At 44.0% G+C, this 17,056-nt stretch carries 15 protein-coding genes; all 15 read left to right on the forward strand.

What is annotated here, in order from left to right; all coding sequences use genetic code 11:
- Positions 1–70 precede the first annotated feature (70 nt).
- The 15 genes from QDI94_RS07960 (at position 71) to QDI94_RS08030 (ending at position 16,997) form a co-directional block, all read left to right on the forward strand.
- A complete protein-coding gene (locus QDI94_RS07960; protein ID WP_101028320.1) occupies positions 71–715 on the forward strand; it encodes a cell division protein ZapA in 645 nt (214 codons plus the stop codon).
- Complete coding sequence (locus tag QDI94_RS07965; protein WP_278868208.1) at positions 712–2,775, forward strand: U32 family peptidase; 2,064 nt, start codon at positions 712–714, stop codon at positions 2,773–2,775. Before QDI94_RS07960 ends, QDI94_RS07965 begins: the two co-directional genes overlap by 4 nt.
- Before the next feature lie 167 nt (positions 2,776–2,942).
- Positions 2,943–3,383, forward strand: coding sequence for a dUTP diphosphatase (gene dut / locus QDI94_RS07970; protein WP_101028322.1), 441 nt, complete (start codon positions 2,943–2,945; stop codon positions 3,381–3,383).
- Positions 3,384–3,493: 110 nt separating this feature from the next.
- A complete protein-coding gene (locus tag QDI94_RS07975) occupies positions 3,494–4,504 on the forward strand; it encodes a rod shape-determining protein (protein ID WP_176789927.1) in 1,011 nt (336 codons plus the stop codon).
- Positions 4,505–4,579: 75 nt separating this feature from the next.
- Positions 4,580–5,401, forward strand: coding sequence for a rod shape-determining protein MreC (mreC, locus tag QDI94_RS07980; protein WP_278868211.1), 822 nt, complete (start codon positions 4,580–4,582; stop codon positions 5,399–5,401).
- Entirely contained in the window at positions 5,398–5,901 is a 504-nt protein-coding gene (locus QDI94_RS07985) for a hypothetical protein (RefSeq protein WP_021883872.1), read from the forward strand. Before mreC ends, QDI94_RS07985 begins: the two co-directional genes overlap by 4 nt.
- Positions 5,902–5,924: 23 nt before the next feature.
- On the forward strand, positions 5,925–7,946 hold the full coding sequence (locus QDI94_RS07990) for a peptidoglycan D,D-transpeptidase FtsI family protein (RefSeq protein ID WP_278868213.1): 2,022 nt from the start codon (positions 5,925–5,927) through the stop codon (positions 7,944–7,946).
- A 271-nt stretch (positions 7,947–8,217) separates the two neighbouring features.
- Positions 8,218–8,958: a septum site-determining protein MinD gene (locus QDI94_RS07995; RefSeq protein ID WP_101028327.1), complete on the forward strand. Its 741-nt coding sequence runs from the start codon at positions 8,218–8,220 to the stop codon at positions 8,956–8,958.
- A 72-nt stretch (positions 8,959–9,030) separates the two neighbouring features.
- The gene (gene mgsA / locus QDI94_RS08000) at positions 9,031–9,426 is read left to right on the forward strand and encodes a methylglyoxal synthase (protein WP_015523032.1); all 396 of its coding nucleotides are present in this window, start codon (positions 9,031–9,033) and stop codon (positions 9,424–9,426) included.
- Between the two features lie 116 nt (positions 9,427–9,542).
- Entirely contained in the window at positions 9,543–10,835 is a 1,293-nt protein-coding gene (gene hisS / locus QDI94_RS08005; RefSeq protein ID WP_278868214.1) for a histidine--tRNA ligase, read from the forward strand.
- Between the two features lie 69 nt (positions 10,836–10,904).
- Complete coding sequence (aspS, locus tag QDI94_RS08010) at positions 10,905–12,683, forward strand: aspartate--tRNA ligase (RefSeq protein WP_278868216.1); 1,779 nt, start codon at positions 10,905–10,907, stop codon at positions 12,681–12,683.
- A 16-nt stretch (positions 12,684–12,699) separates the two neighbouring features.
- Positions 12,700–13,485: a zinc ribbon domain-containing protein gene (locus QDI94_RS08015; protein WP_101070672.1), complete on the forward strand. Its 786-nt coding sequence runs from the start codon at positions 12,700–12,702 to the stop codon at positions 13,483–13,485.
- Between the two features lie 217 nt (positions 13,486–13,702).
- Positions 13,703–14,980, forward strand: a complete 1,278-nt coding sequence (locus tag QDI94_RS08020; protein ID WP_278868218.1) for an SPFH domain-containing protein — start codon at positions 13,703–13,705, stop codon at positions 14,978–14,980.
- Positions 14,981–15,057: 77 nt separating this feature from the next.
- The gene (locus QDI94_RS08025; RefSeq protein ID WP_046431065.1) at positions 15,058–16,182 is read left to right on the forward strand and encodes a hypothetical protein; all 1,125 of its coding nucleotides are present in this window, start codon (positions 15,058–15,060) and stop codon (positions 16,180–16,182) included.
- The gene (locus QDI94_RS08030; RefSeq protein WP_278868220.1) at positions 16,179–16,997 is read left to right on the forward strand and encodes a TPM domain-containing protein; all 819 of its coding nucleotides are present in this window, start codon (positions 16,179–16,181) and stop codon (positions 16,995–16,997) included. The genes QDI94_RS08025 and QDI94_RS08030 overlap by 4 nt, the downstream gene beginning before the upstream one ends.
- Positions 16,998–17,056 lie beyond the last annotated feature (59 nt).

Raw genomic sequence — 17,056 nt, forward strand, 5'->3', positions numbered from 1 at the left:
ATATATGATGATTACTTGTGTAAAAAAGTCGATTGAGTACGAAAAAGCTATTTAAGGGAGATGTATTCCTATGGAAAAAAAGAAGATAAGCGTTCAGATTGAGGGCAGAAACTATTCGCTTATAACAACAGATGATGAAAAGTATGTTCATAAGGTTGCAAATGAGGTTGTATCCCACATCAGAAAGGTTGCGCAAAGCACAAAACAGCTTGATACCCGCGACTGTGCAATTCTTGCGGCACTTAACTTTTGTGACGACCGCAACAAGGCTGTTAAGAAGAACAAGGACTATGTTGAAAAGGCTGACAAAATTATTCAGCAGACAAATGAACTCAACAGACTTTGCAAGGAATACAGGGATAAGCTTACCGAGTCGATGAATGATAATACAAGACTTACTATGAATAACAGAGAACTTGAAAAGAGAATTGCGGTTCTCAGACATGAGGTTTCTCAGCTTAAAGAAAAGCTCGGAAGTGTTGAGAAAAGCGAAGAAAAAGCCGAGTCGAAAAAATCTGAGCCTGAAACAAATTCAGTTCCAAAGGGAAAAAAGATTTCAAGCGCTAAAAATAACATAACAGAGCAGTCAGATAATATACCTGTAAATGTTCTGTCAAACGAGGCTAAAAAAACAGAACAGGAATTGCGTAACGAGGAGCTTCTCGGTTATGTTCCTATGACGCAGTTCTCTCTGTTTGATGAAGATAAGAAATGAAAAAGATAGAAATACTTGCTCCGGCAGGCAGCTTTGACAGCGTTATTGCCGCCGTAAGGAGCGGAGCGGATGCGGTTTATCTCGGTGAAAAGTCATTTTCCGCCCGCTCATCAGCGAAAAATTTTGATGATGAAGAACTAAAGAAAGCGACGGCATACTGTCACATTCACGGTGTAAAGGTGTATGTCACAATCAACACGATTGTGTTTGACGACGAGCTTGAAAAGCTGAAAAAAGCCATAATTTCAGCCGCAGAGGCTGATGTTGACGCACTCATTGTTCAGAATATTGGCGTAGCAAGGCTTGCACACGAGCTTGTTCCCGAGCTTGCGCTTCACGCGTCAACCCAGATGAGTATTCACACTGCATCGGGTGTAAAGGCACTTTATGAAATGGGCTTCAAGCGTGTTGTCCTTGCCCGTGAAATGAGCAAAAAAGAAATTGAAAAATGCTGTGAAATTCCGGTTGAACTCGAAGTTTTTGTTCACGGTGCATTGTGTATGTGCGTTTCGGGACAATGCTACCTCAGCGCAATGATAGGCTCAAGAAGCGGAAACCGCGGCGCCTGCGCACAGCCGTGCCGACTTCCGTTTTCCGTAAACAATCAAGAGGGCGGTCACGCTTTAAGTCTTAAAGACAACAGCATTGTAAATTACCTCGGCGAGCTTCAAAATATGGGAGTTGCCTCGGCTAAAATTGAGGGCAGAATGAAACGCCCCGAGTATGTTTCAGCCGCAGTAAGGGCGTGTGTTGAACAGCGTGATTTCGGCTTTATCAGCGACAAAACTCAGGAAATGCTCAGAGGAGTTTTTTCACGAACAGGCTTTACAGACGCTTATTACATCGGCAAAACGGGAAGTCATATGTTCGGCACAAGAACAAAATCGGATGTTGTTTCTGCCGATGAAAAGCTGTTTTCGGCAATCCGTTCTTCCTACAAGGACGAAATCGGAAATGTTGAAATAACCTTTGATTTTACGGCAAAACTCGGCGAAAATCCCGTCTTAGTCGCTTCTGACGGAGTTCACACCGTTAAAAAGATTTCAGATACCGTAACCGAAAAAGCAATCAACAGACCTCTTGACAAAGAAAAATGCGAAAAACAGCTTAAAAAAACAGGCTCAACGGCATATAATCCCACCGATGTGAACATAAATATTGATGATAACATTTCAATTCCGCTGTCGGTTCTCAATTCCTTGCGAAGAGATGTTCTTAATGAACTCGACACAGCGAGAAGTGTTGTTCACAACTACAAAATCAACCGTGATTACGAAATAACTTTTCCTAAATTCACACCGCCTGTGGAAAAATCCACCCGTGCAAGAGTGCCTCAGACAAAGCTTTCCGATGCTTTTAAGAAATGCGAGCTTGTTTTTGTTCCGCTTTTTGCCGACAAAAGGGAGCTTGTTAGGCTCAAAAACGAGGGCTTTAGCATCGGTGTTGAAATTCCGAGAGGAATGTTCGGACGGGAAGATACGATTGCAAAAAAGCTTTCCGAGATGAAAGAAATCGGCATATCCGATGTGCTTTGCAACAATCTCGGAGCATTATACATTGCCAAAAATCTCGGTTTCACACTTCATTCGGGTTTCGGAATGAATTTTGTAAATACTCTCGACCTTTTGTGGGCGGAGGAATACGGAATCAAGGATGCAGAACTCAGTTTTGAACTCAATTTTAAGCGTATTAACGCACTCGGAGGCAACATCCCGAGGGGAATTATCAGCTACGGCTATCTCCCTCTTATGCTTTGCAGAAGCTGCCCTGTCAGGGGCGCAGGCATAGAATGTAAATCCTGCAAAAATCAGTCAAAAATGAAGGACAGAATAGGCAAACAATTTTTACTGAAATGTGACGGAAACTGTACCGAAGTTTTGAATTGCGACTTGCTTTTTGTTTCGGATAAACAATTGCTAACATTTTCAACATCTTTTAACATTTTTAGATTTACTGTTGAAAACTATGTTGAAACCGTTGAAAGTCTTAACGAATCAAGCCTTATTTCAATGTTGAAAGAGAAATTAACATACGGATTATATCGCAGGGGTGTTAATTAAGATGTTGAAAATGTTAAAATAATCATTATTGTTTTGTTGAAAAGCTGAATTTTCCTTTCCCGAAAATAAAAAAATCTTATTTTCCGTGAAATAATTTTATAATAGAAAAATAAAATTACAAATGAATAATTCCTGCAAAAAAATGCAGGAAATGAAGGATGATAACTATGACAATCAAAATAAAAAAAGTAAAAGACAATGCAAAAATTCCAAAAAGAGCCACAAACGGCTCTGCGGGTATGGATTTATATGCCTGCATTGACGAAAAAATTACAATCAATCCGGGTCAGCTTGTGCTTGTGCCGACAGGCATAGCAATTGAACTTCCCGACAACAGCGTTGCCGCATTTCTCTATGCAAGAAGCGGTCTGGGAATCAAGCACGGCATCTGCCTTTCAAACGGTGTGGGTGTTGTTGACAGCGACTACCGCGGAGAAATCTGCGCAGGTCTTTGCAATGTTTCGGACAAGCCCTATGAGATTGAGCCGTTTGAAAGAATCTGTCAGATGGTCATTGCTCCCGTTGTTCCGTGTGATGTTGAAGAAGTTACGGAACTTGGCGACACAGAGCGCGGTGAGGGCGGTTTTGGCTCAACGGGTAAAAAATAAAAAAATTTCGACAATTTATCATTGCCCTTAATTGCGAAAAGATATATGATAAGTATATACTGTCTAAGTAAAATACATTTGGGTATTACAGCATAGAAGGAGGCTGTGGGATGTTTTCATTTTCAAAGGATATAGGAATTGACCTCGGAACTGCAAACACTCTTGTTTGTCTTAAAGGAAAGGGAATAATTTTGCGTGAACCGAGCGTTGTCGCAGTTGATATGCGTACCGACGAGGTTCTTGCAGTCGGCTCACAGGCAAAAGAAATGATTGGCAGAACTCCCGGTTCCATAGTTGCGGTTCGTCCGCTCAAGGACGGAGTTATTGCCGATTTTAAAATAACCGCAAAAATGCTTCAGCACTTTATCAAAAAGGCGGTAAAGCCCGGAATTTTCAGCAAGCCGAGGGTTATAATCTGTATGCCTTCGGGTGTTACCGAGGTTGAAAGAAAGGCTGTTGAGGACGCCGCATATCAGGCAGGTGCAAAGCCTCCGGTTGTTCTTATCGAAGAACCGATGGCTGCCGCAATAGGTGCAGGTATGCCTGTTGACGAGCCGTGCGGAAGTATGGTTGTTGACATCGGCGGAGGCACAAGCGAGGTTGCCGTAATTTCTCTCGGTGACATTGTTACAGCCTGTTCCGTAAGGGTTGCCGGAGATAAGTTTGACGAGGCGATTTCAACCTATGTCAAAAGAAAATATAATCTTCTCATCGGTGAAAGAACTGCCGAAGACATCAAAATTAAAATCGGCTCCGCATATCCGGGTGAGGAAGAAAAAAACCTTGTTGTCAAGGGCAGAAACCTTGTTGACGGACTTCCGAAGGATATTACAATTTCCTCAGCCGAGGTCAGAGAGGCTCTTGCCGATCCGCTTGCAACAATTATTGAAGCAATAAGGACAACTCTTGAAAAAACTCCGCCTGAGCTTTCTGCCGACATAATCGACCACGGTATTATGCTCACGGGTGGCGGTGCGTTGCTCAAGGGACTTGATATGCTTGTTATGCAGCAGACGGGTATGCCCGTTCACATTGCCGAAAGACCGCTTGACTGTGTTGTTGACGGTGCAGGCAAAAGACTCGGCAAGCCGCTCGGCGTGCAGTACAAGCACGACAGATAATAAAGATTGACAAAGCAAGGTCGGGCAGATTTTTAAAATTACCGCCCGACCGTATTTGTAATATAAATATGAGATATGAGAAATTTTTTACATAATAAAAACTCAAAAATTCTGATAATTACACTCGTCATACTAACTGTGATGAGTGTTTTCTCTCATAACGGCAGCAACCTTTTTTCGGGTGCGGTAAACACGGTTACAAAAGGGCTTTCAACCCTGACCGCAGGTGCGGCGTCTTCCGACAAATCAAAGGAAGAACTTGAAAAAGAAAACGAACAGCTTAAAAAGGAAAATGCCGAACTCCGTGAACAGCTTGTTGACTACCTTGACGCCAAGGAAGAAAATGCAAAGCTGTGGAAATATTATGAGCTGAAAAAGGAAAATCCGTCCTACGATATTCTTCCTGCCGGTGTGCTGAGAAGGGATGCAAACGATGATTTCTACTCGTTCACTCTTGACAAGGGGTCAACAGACAATGTGGAAAAAAATGATCCCGTAATCACGGAAAACGGTCTTATCGGCTGGGTGAGTGATGTTGAACTCACAACCTGTCGGGTAAGAACAATTCTTTCGCCCGACACCAAAGCGTCTGCAATTGATAAAAAGACTTCCGACAACGGAATCATAAGCGGAAACGCTGAATATTGTGACGATAATCTCACCTGTCTGACGAAGATTGCAGAGAACAACAAAATCAAAGTAGGCGACATTGTTGTAACTTCGGGAACAGGCGGAGTTTATCCGAAAAATCTCATAATCGGCAAGGTTAAAGAACTGAAGTTCAATTCCTATGACACAACACGCTATGCTGTTGTTGAGCCGTATGAGGACATCCGCACCGTGACTTCTGCCGCAATTATTACCGATTTTGACGGCAAGGGCGAGGTTAAAAAATGATGAGAGCTTCAAGAACTTTTTTTCGATTTTTCGGCTATTCCCTGCTGTTAATAATTTTGTATGTTTTTCAGGGTTCGGGTTTTATAATTCCCGAAATTTTCGGCGGCAGACCGCTTATGTTGATTTCACTTGCACTCTGCATTGCCTCTTTTGAAAACACTTTGCCGTCGGTAATTTTCGGTGCGTTGTGCGGTGTGCTGACGGATATTTCATTTGACGGCAGTATCGGCTATTTTGCCTTTGCACTTACGATTGTCTGCTATGCGGAAAACTTTGTATTCAGCAAATATTTTGTACCGTCATTTGTTACCGTTATCGTGTTTTCGTTTGCGGCGGTGATGACGGTAATGCTGATTTATTATCTGCTGTTCGTCTTGATTGCAGGGCTTGACAGCGGTTGCGTGTTGTTTGTACGGCACTACATTTCAAGAATACTTTACACATTCGCCGTGACAATTCCGCTGTATTTTCTTACGGCATTTTTAAACAAAAATCTTTAATCTTTGTGAAAGGGAGGTTCGGTATGAGATTCGGCAAAAGCAGAAAAAACGGCAAAAAAAGTAAAAAGAGCAGAACAACCGTCTGCATAATAATAACAGCCGCAATTTTTGCAGGCTTTGCAGTCAGGCTTGCCGATTGGCAGCTTGTACAGGGAAAAAGCTACAAGAGCCTTGCCGCAAAATCAACGGGATATACCGAAAAAACCGACGCAACAAGGGGCGAAATCGTTGACCGCAACGGTGTAGGTCTTGTTGTAAACACCACAAAGTATAAAATAGTTCTCAATAAGCTTTATATTGAGGAGGACAGGCTTGACGGAATTTTACTTGAACTCGCTGATATTCTCACAAAAACGGGAGATGCAAGAACAGATTCATTGCCGATTTCGGTCGGCTCGGACGGCAGTTGCGTTTATAAAACAAGCCGTGAAGAAGATGCGGAAAAACTTCTGTCATCGGATTTTCTTGATATGGACAGGAACACAAGTGCCGATGATTGCTTTGACGCACTTTTAAAACGCTACAAAATTTCCGACAGGTTAAGTCTAAGTCAAAAAACAACGCTCGTTTCAATTCATTACAATATGGAACTTGAAAATTATTCAAATTCAAACCCGTATGTTTTTGCCGAAAATATCAGCCGAAGTGCCGTGAATGCCGTCAGCGAAAATACTCAGGGTGTGAGCGGTGTTGAAATTCAGACCTACCTCACACGAGGTGCATCTGTTCCCGACCTTGCACCGCACATCCTCGGTGCACTCGGTTCGTTGTCGGAAGATGAATACAATGAGCTGAAAAAAGATGGTAAGGACTACTCCTATAATGATAAGATAGGCAAATTCGGAATTGAACTTGCCTGTGAAGATGACCTCAAGGGCAAGGGCGGAACAAGGGTTATTCAACGAAATGCCGACGGAACTCTTGTTGAAAGCATTGAAACCGAGAGTGCAAAACCGGGTAACACGGTCTACCTTACAATTGATTCAAAATTGCAGAAAACCGCCGCAAAGTCGCTTGAAGAAAATGTCAAAGCGGCAAAACAGGCAGGCAAGGAATCAGGGCAGAAAAATAACGGTGAGGACTGTGAAACAGGTGCAGTTGTAATGTTGTCGGTCAAGGATTTTTCGGTACTTGCGGCGGCAAGCTATCCTACATACGATTTGAACAGGTACAGCGAATACGGTTCGTACTATGTCAAGCTTTCCGAAAACAAAAATTCTCCGATGTATAACCGTGCAACAGTCGGAACATTCGCCTGCGGTTCGGTGTTTAAGCCGTGTGTTGCGGGTGCGGCTCTTGAGGAGAAAATCATAACCGATAAAACGAAAATCTACTGCAAACAGGACTATGATTTTTACCCCACCAATGTGGTAAGATGTATGCACTATCACGGCAGTCTTGATGTTACGGGCGCAATTGAACAATCGTGCAACTACTTTTTTGCCGACACGGGCAGAAGGCTCGGAATTGAACCGATGTATCTGTATGCGCAGAAGTTCGGACTCGGCGAATACACAGGCGTTGAAATTGAGGAATCAAAGGGAACTCTTGCAGGCAGAGACAGCACAGATTGGCAGGTCGGCAACACAGTTTCAGCCGCAATCGGTCAGTCCGACAACGCATTTACTCCCGTTCAGCTTGCAACCTATGTTGCGACAATCGCCAACAACGGCGAGAGGCTCAAAACACACCTTGTTGATAAGGTTACAAATTATGAGCGGACGAAAACCGTAAAATCGACAGAGGTTGAAAGTTACGGTGAATGCGGAATTTCAAAGAAGAATCTTGATATTGTTCGCAAGGCGATGCTCGGCGTTACTCAGGACGAAAACGGCACGGCAAACTATATGTTCGGTGATTATAAAGTTAAGGTTGCCGCCAAAACAGGTACGGCTGAAAACTCGGGTTCCGACCATACAACCTTCATTTGCTATGCTCCGTATGAAAAGCCCGAGGTCGCAATTGCCGTTGTAATCGAACACGGTGCAAAGGGCAGATATTCAATGCAGGTTGCAAAGGATTTACTGGACGCATATTTTAAATAAAAGTTGAAATTACGGTTGTAAATACACTGTGTTAAAACAAAACCAAGAATTTTTGACCGCATAATATGGCTGAGTGCCTAAACAATAAAAAACTTATTTTTGCTTTTAGCATTAAAAATCAATGAAATTATTGTGCAAACCGTTAAAAATGAAGAATAATTTTATTAACTATCACTAAAATATCAACAAAAATTTTGGCTGATAAAATTACTGTTCGTTTATTGCTCTTTGACGGATTTTGTGATAGAATATAGCAGAGGTAGAATTTATTATGGATAATGTTATAGTTGTAGCGTCGGGAAAAGGCGGCACAGGCAAGTCAACTGTGTGTATCTGTCTTTCCGTTGCTCTTGTAAAGCAGGGCAAAAGAGTCTTGCTTATTGATTGTGACTGCGGCATGCGCGGTCTTGACATTATGCTCGATATGGAGCAGGACATAATTTTTGATGCGTCGGATGCCGTTTGCGGTAACTGTACATTCGGTGAGGCAATTTACAAAAGTAAAAATAACGAGAACCTGTACCTTATGGCGGCTCCCTTTGACACCGAAAACGAACTCAGTCCCTCGGTGTTTACTCAGCTTGTCGATTCTGTTAAAGACAGCTTTGATTTTGTTCTTATTGATTCCCCTGCGGGAATCGGCTCAGGCTTTGAAACTGCGGCAGCGCCTGCCGACAGAGCCTTGATTGTTACCAATGCGGAGCCGACGGGTGTGCGCGGTGCGGTTAAGGTGAGAAGAAAGCTTGAATCAATGGGAAAGAAAAACATACGACTTGTCATCAACCGCTTTGACCGAAAGCTTTTTACACAGCTCGGTTTTTATGAAGACCTCGACAGCGTTATTGACGCAACACAGACACAGCTTATTGCTCTTGTGCCGTTTGATATCCGTATTTCAGTAATTGTTCAGCGAGGTGTTGCCGGACTTAACTGGAGCGCGGCGGCGTCTGTTTTTGACTGTCTTGCACAAAGACTTGAGGGAAAGCATGTTCCGCTTGCCTTCAAGGGGTAGTTTGTGCGGGGTATTTTGAGTTAAAGTTTTGAAACTAATTTGATATGAAATAAATGTCTGGAGGAAATGTATATGAATATAGCCCTTATAGCTCATGATGAAAAAAAGGAACTGATGGTGCAGTTCTGCATTGCTTACTGCGGTGTTCTCAGCCGCAACAACCTTTGCGCCACCGGCACAACAGGCAAAATGGTGTCAGAGGCAACAGGTCTTACAATTCAGAAATTCCTTGCAGGCTCTCAGGGCGGAAGTCAGCAGATTGCGGCAAGAATTGCGTGCAATGAGATTGATATGCTTCTCTTTTTCAGAGATCCGCTCAATCCAAAGCCGAACGAGCCTAACGATATGAATATGCTCCGTCTTTGCGATATGCACAACATTCCGGTTGCAACAAACATTGCAACTGCCGAGGTGCTTATCCACGGTCTTGAAAGAGGCGACCTTGACTGGAGAAATATTCTCAAATAATTTAATTATTTTCGCTTTACATATCGGGTGGTGTAATACTGCCCGATTGTTGTGTTTTTTAGGGAAATTTTTTCGTTTCCCTTTTCTATAAAAGATTGTAATTTTCGGAGGAAAAAATGGCACTTATAACCAAGAAAATCAAGGGCACGGAAGATGTTCTTCCGAAGGAAAGCTACAAATGGCAGTTTGTTGAAAAGATTATGCGTGAGGAGGCTCGCTCCTACGGGTTCAGAGAAATCAGAACTCCCGTGTTTGAACACACAGAGCTTTTTGCCCGTGGTGTCGGTCAGACAACCGATGTTGTTCAGAAAGAAATGTACACATTTGACACAAAGGGCGGCGAAAGCGTAACACTTCGCCCCGAGGGTACAGCCGGTGCGGCAAGAGCCGTTCTTGAACACGCTCTTGAAAACGAAGGACTTCCGATTAAGGCAAGCTACTTTGTTTCATGCTACCGATATGAAAAGCCACAGGCAGGCAGACTTCGTGAGTTCCACCAGTTCGGTGTTGAGGAGTACGGCACACAGGACCCTGCCGCCGATGTAGAGCTTATCAGCCTTGCAAGCTCCGTAATCAACAGACTTCAGCTTGACAGCGTTCATCTTCAGATTAATTCTATCGGCTGTCCGACCTGCCGTGCGGAATATCACAAGGCTTTGAAGTCGTACTTTGAGGGTTACAAGGACAAGCTGTGCGACACCTGTCTTTCCCGTCTTGACAAAAACCCGATGAGAATTCTCGACTGCAAAAGTCCTATCTGTTCCGAGATTGCAAAGGACGCACCTAAGATTACAGACTATCTTTGTGACGAGTGCAGAAACCACTTTGACGCAGTTCAGAAATATCTTGATGCCGCAGGCATTGAATACACGGTTGATCCCACAATTGTAAGAGGTCTTGATTACTATACAAAGACAGTATTTGAGTTTGTAACCGATTGTATCGGCGCTCAGGGTACTGTTTGCGGCGGCGGTCGTTATGACGGTCTTATCGAGGAGCTCGGCGGTAAGCACCTCCCCTCCCTCGGTTTCGCAATGGGTATGGAAAGACTTCTTATGGTAATGGATAAGCAGGGCATTGAGATTCCCGACAATGACGAGTGTATGCTCTACATTGCAACAATGGGTGATGCCGCAAAGGTTAAGGCTTTTGAGCTTATCAAACAGGTTCGCAGCTGCGGAATGATTGCCGAAACCGATGTTATCGGCAGAGGACTTCGTGCTCAGATGAAGTATGCCGACAAGATTGACGCAAGATATTCAATCGTTTTGGGCGACAACGAAATCGAGCAGAACACAGCCAAGGTCAAGAATATGGAAACAGGCGAAACAGCCGAGGTTACTCTTGACGGGCATTTTATGGAGAGATTTGTTGAAATCCAGCTTTCAGACGAACAGAAAAACAAGTAATAAAAGAAAATTTTCGGTTGGTCAGGCACATTAAAAATGCCGACCGATTCATATAAAGGAGCATATACAATGGCAGAATTTATGACAGGAATGAAGCGTACCGATTATTGCGGAGATTTGCGTATCGGTGATGTTGGCAGAGAGGTAACTGTCTGCGGTTGGGTACAGCGTTGCCGTGACCTTGGTCAGCTTATTTTTATCGACCTGCGTGACCGCACAGGTATTGTTCAGCTTGCATTCAATGACAAAACAGACAAAGAAATTTTTGATAAGGCATTTTCATGCAGAAGTGAATTTGTTCTTGCCGCAAAGGGTGTTGTTTGCGAAAGAAGTTCAAAAAACAGCGAAATCCCCACAGGCGATATCGAGGTTGTTGTAAGCAATATGCGTGTGCTTTCAAAGGCACAGACGCCGCCTTTTGAAATTGTTGACGATACAAACACAAACGAGGAGTTAAGACTTAAATATCGTTATCTTGACCTTCGCCGCCGTCCTCTTCTCAACAATCTTATGATGAGAAGTAAGATTGCAAAGGTTGCAAGAGATTATTTCCACGACAACGGCTTTGTTGAAATTGAAACTCCTATGATGATCAAGTCAACTCCCGAGGGCGCAAGAGATTACCTTGTTCCGTCAAGAATCCACAACGGCAAGTTTTATGCTCTCCCTCAGTCACCGCAGATTTACAAACAGCTCCTTATGCTTTCGGGCTTTGACCGTTACATTCAGCTTGCAAGATGTTTCCGTGACGAGGATCTTCGTGCAGACCGTCAGCCTGAATTTACACAGATTGATATGGAGCTTTCATTTGTTGATGTTGATGAAATCCTCGAAATCAACGAAGGCTTTTTCAAAAAGCTTTTTAAAGAGGTTTTAAACATTGACCTTGAGGAGCATTTCCAGAGAATGACCTACAAAGAGGCTATGGAAAGCTACGGTTCGGACAAGCCAGATATCCGTTTTGACATGAAGATTCAGGACATTTCGGATCTTGTTAAGGACTGCGGTTTCAGCGTATTTACAAGTGCAGTTGAGAACGGCGGTTCTGTAAGAGCAATTGTTGCCAAGAATGCGTCGTCGGTTTACACAAGAAAAGAAATTGACAAGCTCACAGAATATGCAAAGGGCATCGGTGCAAAGGGACTTGCTTATGTAAGATGGGTTGATGAGCCTAACGCATCATTCAAGAAGTTTATGAGTGAAGAAGAGCTTTCGGCAATCTACGAAAGACTCGGTGCGGAAAAGGGCGATGTTATCCTCATCGTTGCCGACAAGAACAGCACGGTTCTTTCAACACTCGGCGCACTCCGTCTTGTTGTTGCAAAGCGTCTTGACATTATCCCCGATGTATTCAAGTTCCTTTGGATTGTTGACTTCCCGTTCTTTGAATATGATGAGGAAAGCGGTGAATGGCTTGCAATGCACCATCCGTTCACAATGCCTAAGGAAGAGTGCCTGCAGTACCTTGACACAGATCCGTCAAAGGTTATTGCAAAGGCTTATGACCTCACACTCAACGGTGTTGAGCTTTCAAGCGGTTCAATGCGTATCACAGACTATGAACTCCAGCAGAAGATGTTCAAGGCTTTGAAGCTCACCGATGAAGAAATCGAAGCAAAGTTCGGATTCCTTGTTGAAGCCTACAAATACGGCGCACCGCCGCACGGTGGTATGGGTATCGGTCTTGACCGTGTTACAATGCTGATGTGCAAGGCTGACAGCCTCCGTGATGTAACGGCATTCCCGAAGGTTCAGAATGCAAGCGAGCTTATGTCTGCGTGTCCGGCAGAGGTTGACGACGAAAGCCTTGAAGTTCTCGGAATCAAGGTTGTCAACAAAGAAGACTGATTAAGGGTACAATCATATGAGTCCGGATACAATTGCAACAATCATCTCTGTGTCGATAGTCGTACTTGCAATAGCAATTATAGTTACGGTAATTGTCAGTAAGATAAGACATCTTTCAAGAACATTGTTCGGTACAAGCTCCCTTATAGAGGGCATTCAGGGCGTTAAAGAGGATCAGGAGCAAATGCGTGAAACTCCCCGTTCGCTTCACGGAATGACCTCGGTTTATATGCCAATGATAAAAAAGGATTTTCCCGAGCTTGATGTTGAGCAGTATATGAACAAAACCCGTTCACTTTTGCGAAACTACTTTTCGGCGGTTGAGTCAAAAAGGCTCGGCGTTATCGCGGAGGAGGTCACTCCGAATTTTACAAACTATGTTCAGGGAATTATCGACCAGCTTTCATCTGTTGCAAATACACAGCACTATGAGGATGTCAATATTTACGATGTTCAGATTGCCCGCTATATAAAAAACGGTGCAACGGTAACGATACTTTTTGAGGCGTCCGTCGGTTACTTTTCGTATGTTACCGATATGAACAATGAGGTGACCTTTGGCAGCAGAGAGAACAGAATGCAGACAATATATGAGGTTGGGTTGATGTATGTTCAGGACGCTGACCGGCTTCATAACAGAGCAACCGCTCTCGGAGTGAATTGCCCCAACTGCGGCGCTCCCGTAAAAACGCTGGGAGAAAAATTTTGTCAGTTCTGCGGAACTGCAATAAAAGAAATTAACATTCGTTCGTGGAAGTTTAATTCCGTAAACGAACAGACACTTCAACAGAGAAAATTCTGAAAGTTTGACGGTCGGGTTGTCAGAGCCAAATGCCCTCTTCCCGACCGTCTTTTTGCATTATTTATGATGGCAAAACTTTGGAACAATAAAAAAACATATGCCATTCAGCCTGTTTTTTAATAATAGTATTGAAATTTTTCTTCAAACATATTATTATTAGTGTAACAGCAACATCTGAAAAATCAGCTATAAGCTACAAAAATTAAGGAGTTAAATTATGGGTATTATTAAAGCAGCGATAAATGCAGTCGGAGGCGGACTCGCAGATTCATGGCTCGAGGTCATTGAACCGTCCCCTATGGGCGACAACACCCTCATCTGTCCCGGTCAGCTTGTTTCGCAGAACGGCAAAAGTCAGAACAAAAAGGGTTCTGAAAACATCGTATCAAACGGTTCTGTAATTCATGTTTACGATAACCAGATGATGATTCTTATTGACGGCGGTAAGATTGTTGACTTTACTGCAGAGCCGGGTTATTTTAAGGTAAATAACAGCTCAATGCCGTCACTTTTCTGCGGTCAGTTCGGTGATTCGATCAAGGAAACATTTAACCGTATTAAGTACGGCGGAATCCCCTCACAGGCTCAGAGAGTTTTCTATATAAATCTTCAGGAAATCAAGGGTATTCCTTTCGGAACATCAACTCCCGTAAACTACTTTGACAATTTTTACAATTCAGAGCTTATGCTCCGTGCTCACGGTACATATTCAATCAAGGTTGTTGAGCCGTTCAAGTTCTATCAGGAGGTTATTCCGAGAGAGGCTGTTACGGAAAACAAGTCTGTTGATTTCGCAGATGTAAGAGCGCAGTATAACGAGGAGTTCGTCGGCGCTCTCGGTTCTGCAATCAACCAGTATTCCGCCGACGGTGAGAGAATCAGCTTTATCAAGTCAAAACAGCGTCTTATCGGTCAGTATATGGCACAGACGCTTGATGAGGAATGGACACAGGCTCGTGGTATGGAAGTCTTTGCCGTTGGTATGGATGTTTCCTACACAGAGGACAGTCAGGAGCTCATCAATATGCGCAACAAGGGCGCAATGCTCTCGGATGCAGCAGTTCAGCAAGGCTATGTTGCAGCCAATATTTCAGAGGGCCTTAAAGATGCCGGCTCAAATGCAAACGGTGCAATGGCAGGCTTTATGGGCATGGGCATAGGTATGAATGCCGGCGGAAATATCATGGGCGGTTATCAGCAGAATCCGCAGTACCGTCAGCAGCAGCCGACTCAGCCACAGCAACAGGCTCAGCCGCAGCAACAGGCTCAGCCGCAGCAACAGGCTCAGCCGCAGCAGACTCCCGCTCCGCAGGCAGGCGGTGCAGCCGCAGGCTCATGGACTTGCTCATGCGGTGCGGTAAACACAGGCAAGTTCTGCTCGGAGTGCGGTTCAAAGAAGCCCGAGGCTCCCAAAAAGCGTTTCTGCACAAACTGCGGATATGAGCTTTCTGCAAATGCAAAGTTCTGTCCCGAGTGCGGTACAAAGACAGAATAATCTGAATTTTAAGTACAAACAATCCCTCTTCTCAAACGGAGGGGGATGTTTCAGAATTTAATTATAAGGGGTAAGTTATGGCAACTGTAAACTACACCTGTCCGAACTGCGCCGCTCCGCTGAAATTCAATCCCGATAAGCAGATGTTCAGTTGTGAATACTGTATGTCCGATTTTACGGAAAAGTATGTTCAGGATTTTTTTGCCAAGAAGGAGCAAAAAGAGAACAGCGCAGAAAAGCAGGAGAAAAAGGAACAGGAAAAGGCTAAAGAGAATGCCGCCAAGCAGGCGCAGAGCAATGACAGCGCACAGGCAGAAAACAAAACTGAGGAAGAGGCTGTTATCTACAACTGCCCAAGCTGCGGTGCTCAGGTTGTTACAACAGCATCAACTGCGGCAACAACCTGCTTCTATTGTCAGAATCCTGTTGTTCTCGGCGGCAGACTTTCGGGTGAATTTAAACCCGACCGTGTGATTCCGTTCAAGCTTTCAAAGCAGAAGGCAATTGACAAGTTTCTTGAAATGTGCAAAAGGAAATGGTTTTTGCCGAAGAATTTTGTCAGCGAAAAGCATTTTGACAAACTCACGGGTGTGTATTTTCCGTATTGGTATGTTGACGAACAGCGTAGCGCACAGATGGTTGCAAAGGGCGAAAAGGTTCGTTCGTGGACTGTCGGAGATGACCGTTACACGGAAACAAAGGTTTTTGAGCTCCACAGAGCAGGCAATCTGATTGTAAATAATGTTTTTGAAAGAGCGTTAAAAGGTCAGGACAGAGATATGCTCCAATGCGTACACCCTTACGATTTGGGCGAGGCTCACCCGTTTGCAATGTCCTATCTTTCGGGTTTTCAGGCAGAAAAGCGTGATATTGAGCAAAATGAGGTTGCACAGGCAGTTCAAACAAGAATCAACGGCTACTGTCAACAGCTTATGAAAGACACGGCAAGCGGATACAGTGCCGTTCAGATTCAGAACTACAATGATAAAATCGACCTTGAAAATTGGAACTATACCCTCTTGCCCGTTTGGGTTGTAACCTATAAATACAGGGGTAAAATTCTGCCGTTTGCAGTTAACGGTCAGACGGGCAAAACCTACGGTGAGCTTCCTACCTCCGCAGGAAAGCTTCTTGCTTTCGCTGCAATTATTGCCGCAGCGCTTATGGCACTCGGCTTGTTGGGAGGTCTGTTGTTCTTATGATGAATGTTACAAAAAGACTTTCCGCAATGCTTGCGGCAATGATTATGGTTTTCTGCACTCCGCTCTTTGTTTTTGCGGCGGGACAAACAGAACTCCGTGATGATGCCGAACTGTTTACCTCGGAGGAAGAAACACAGCTTCAGGCGGAACTTGACGCTTTTGCTCAAAAAACAGGCTGGGTTGCGGTTATCTATACTAACAACGAGGGCAAAACCGAGGATGATATCAAACCGTTTGCAAACCGTTATTATGCCGACAAATACGGCAAAACTACGGCGGGCGTTATACTCACGATTGATATGAAAGGCAGAGCAATCGACTTCAGAACAAAAGGCGATGCGATGTATTATTTCGGCGATGGCCGTGTTAATACTCTTCTTGATGATGTTCAGCGTGATATGAAGCAAGGCAACTATTACAGTGCTGCCGAACAATTCCTCTATTATGTTGACCACTACTATGACGAGGGTATTGACGATGACAAGTCAAATAAAAATATTGATTTGCAGGAAAAAGAGGATAACAAATTCCTCTATGTCGTAAAGCATTACGGCATTGTCATTGCAGGCGGTTCAATCATTGTTGCCGTTATTGTTGTTATTGTAGTGAAAAACCGTTACAAGCACAACGGCAAAGCAGGAACTTATGACCTCAAGAAAAACAGCAAGACTATGCTTACCGACAAAAAGGATATCTTCCTGACAAAGCATGTTTCCGTTACGAGAATCCGGAGTGATTCCGACAGCTCGGGTGGTTCATCAAGCAGCTCCTCCGGTGGCGGCGGTTCATCGGGCGGCGGAAGCAGAAGCTTTTAATGCTGAAAACTATTTGAATTTTACGGAGAATGCTGTATTCTCTGTTTGGGGGCGGCAGA

Source organism: Ruminococcus bromii, from assembly GCF_928721825.1.
GTDB lineage: Bacteria > Bacillota > Clostridia > Oscillospirales > Acutalibacteraceae > Ruminococcoides > Ruminococcoides bromii.

Coding starts and splice junctions, on each gene's coding strand:
- QDI94_RS07960 (WP_101028320.1), top strand. CDS start 71: ATGGAAAAAAAGAAGATAAGCGTTCAGATTGAGGGCAGAAACTATTCG.
- QDI94_RS07965 (WP_278868208.1), top strand. CDS start 712: ATGAAAAAGATAGAAATACTTGCTCCGGCAGGCAGCTTTGACAGCGTT.
- dut (WP_101028322.1), top strand. CDS start 2,943: ATGACAATCAAAATAAAAAAAGTAAAAGACAATGCAAAAATTCCAAAA.
- QDI94_RS07975 (WP_176789927.1), top strand. CDS start 3,494: ATGTTTTCATTTTCAAAGGATATAGGAATTGACCTCGGAACTGCAAAC.
- mreC (WP_278868211.1), top strand. CDS start 4,580: ATGAGAAATTTTTTACATAATAAAAACTCAAAAATTCTGATAATTACA.
- QDI94_RS07985 (WP_021883872.1), top strand. CDS start 5,398: ATGATGAGAGCTTCAAGAACTTTTTTTCGATTTTTCGGCTATTCCCTG.
- QDI94_RS07990 (WP_278868213.1), top strand. CDS start 5,925: ATGAGATTCGGCAAAAGCAGAAAAAACGGCAAAAAAAGTAAAAAGAGC.
- QDI94_RS07995 (WP_101028327.1), top strand. CDS start 8,218: ATGGATAATGTTATAGTTGTAGCGTCGGGAAAAGGCGGCACAGGCAAG.
- mgsA (WP_015523032.1), top strand. CDS start 9,031: ATGAATATAGCCCTTATAGCTCATGATGAAAAAAAGGAACTGATGGTG.
- hisS (WP_278868214.1), top strand. CDS start 9,543: ATGGCACTTATAACCAAGAAAATCAAGGGCACGGAAGATGTTCTTCCG.
- aspS (WP_278868216.1), top strand. CDS start 10,905: ATGGCAGAATTTATGACAGGAATGAAGCGTACCGATTATTGCGGAGAT.
- QDI94_RS08015 (WP_101070672.1), top strand. CDS start 12,700: ATGAGTCCGGATACAATTGCAACAATCATCTCTGTGTCGATAGTCGTA.
- QDI94_RS08020 (WP_278868218.1), top strand. CDS start 13,703: ATGGGTATTATTAAAGCAGCGATAAATGCAGTCGGAGGCGGACTCGCA.
- QDI94_RS08025 (WP_046431065.1), top strand. CDS start 15,058: ATGGCAACTGTAAACTACACCTGTCCGAACTGCGCCGCTCCGCTGAAA.
- QDI94_RS08030 (WP_278868220.1), top strand. CDS start 16,179: ATGATGAATGTTACAAAAAGACTTTCCGCAATGCTTGCGGCAATGATT.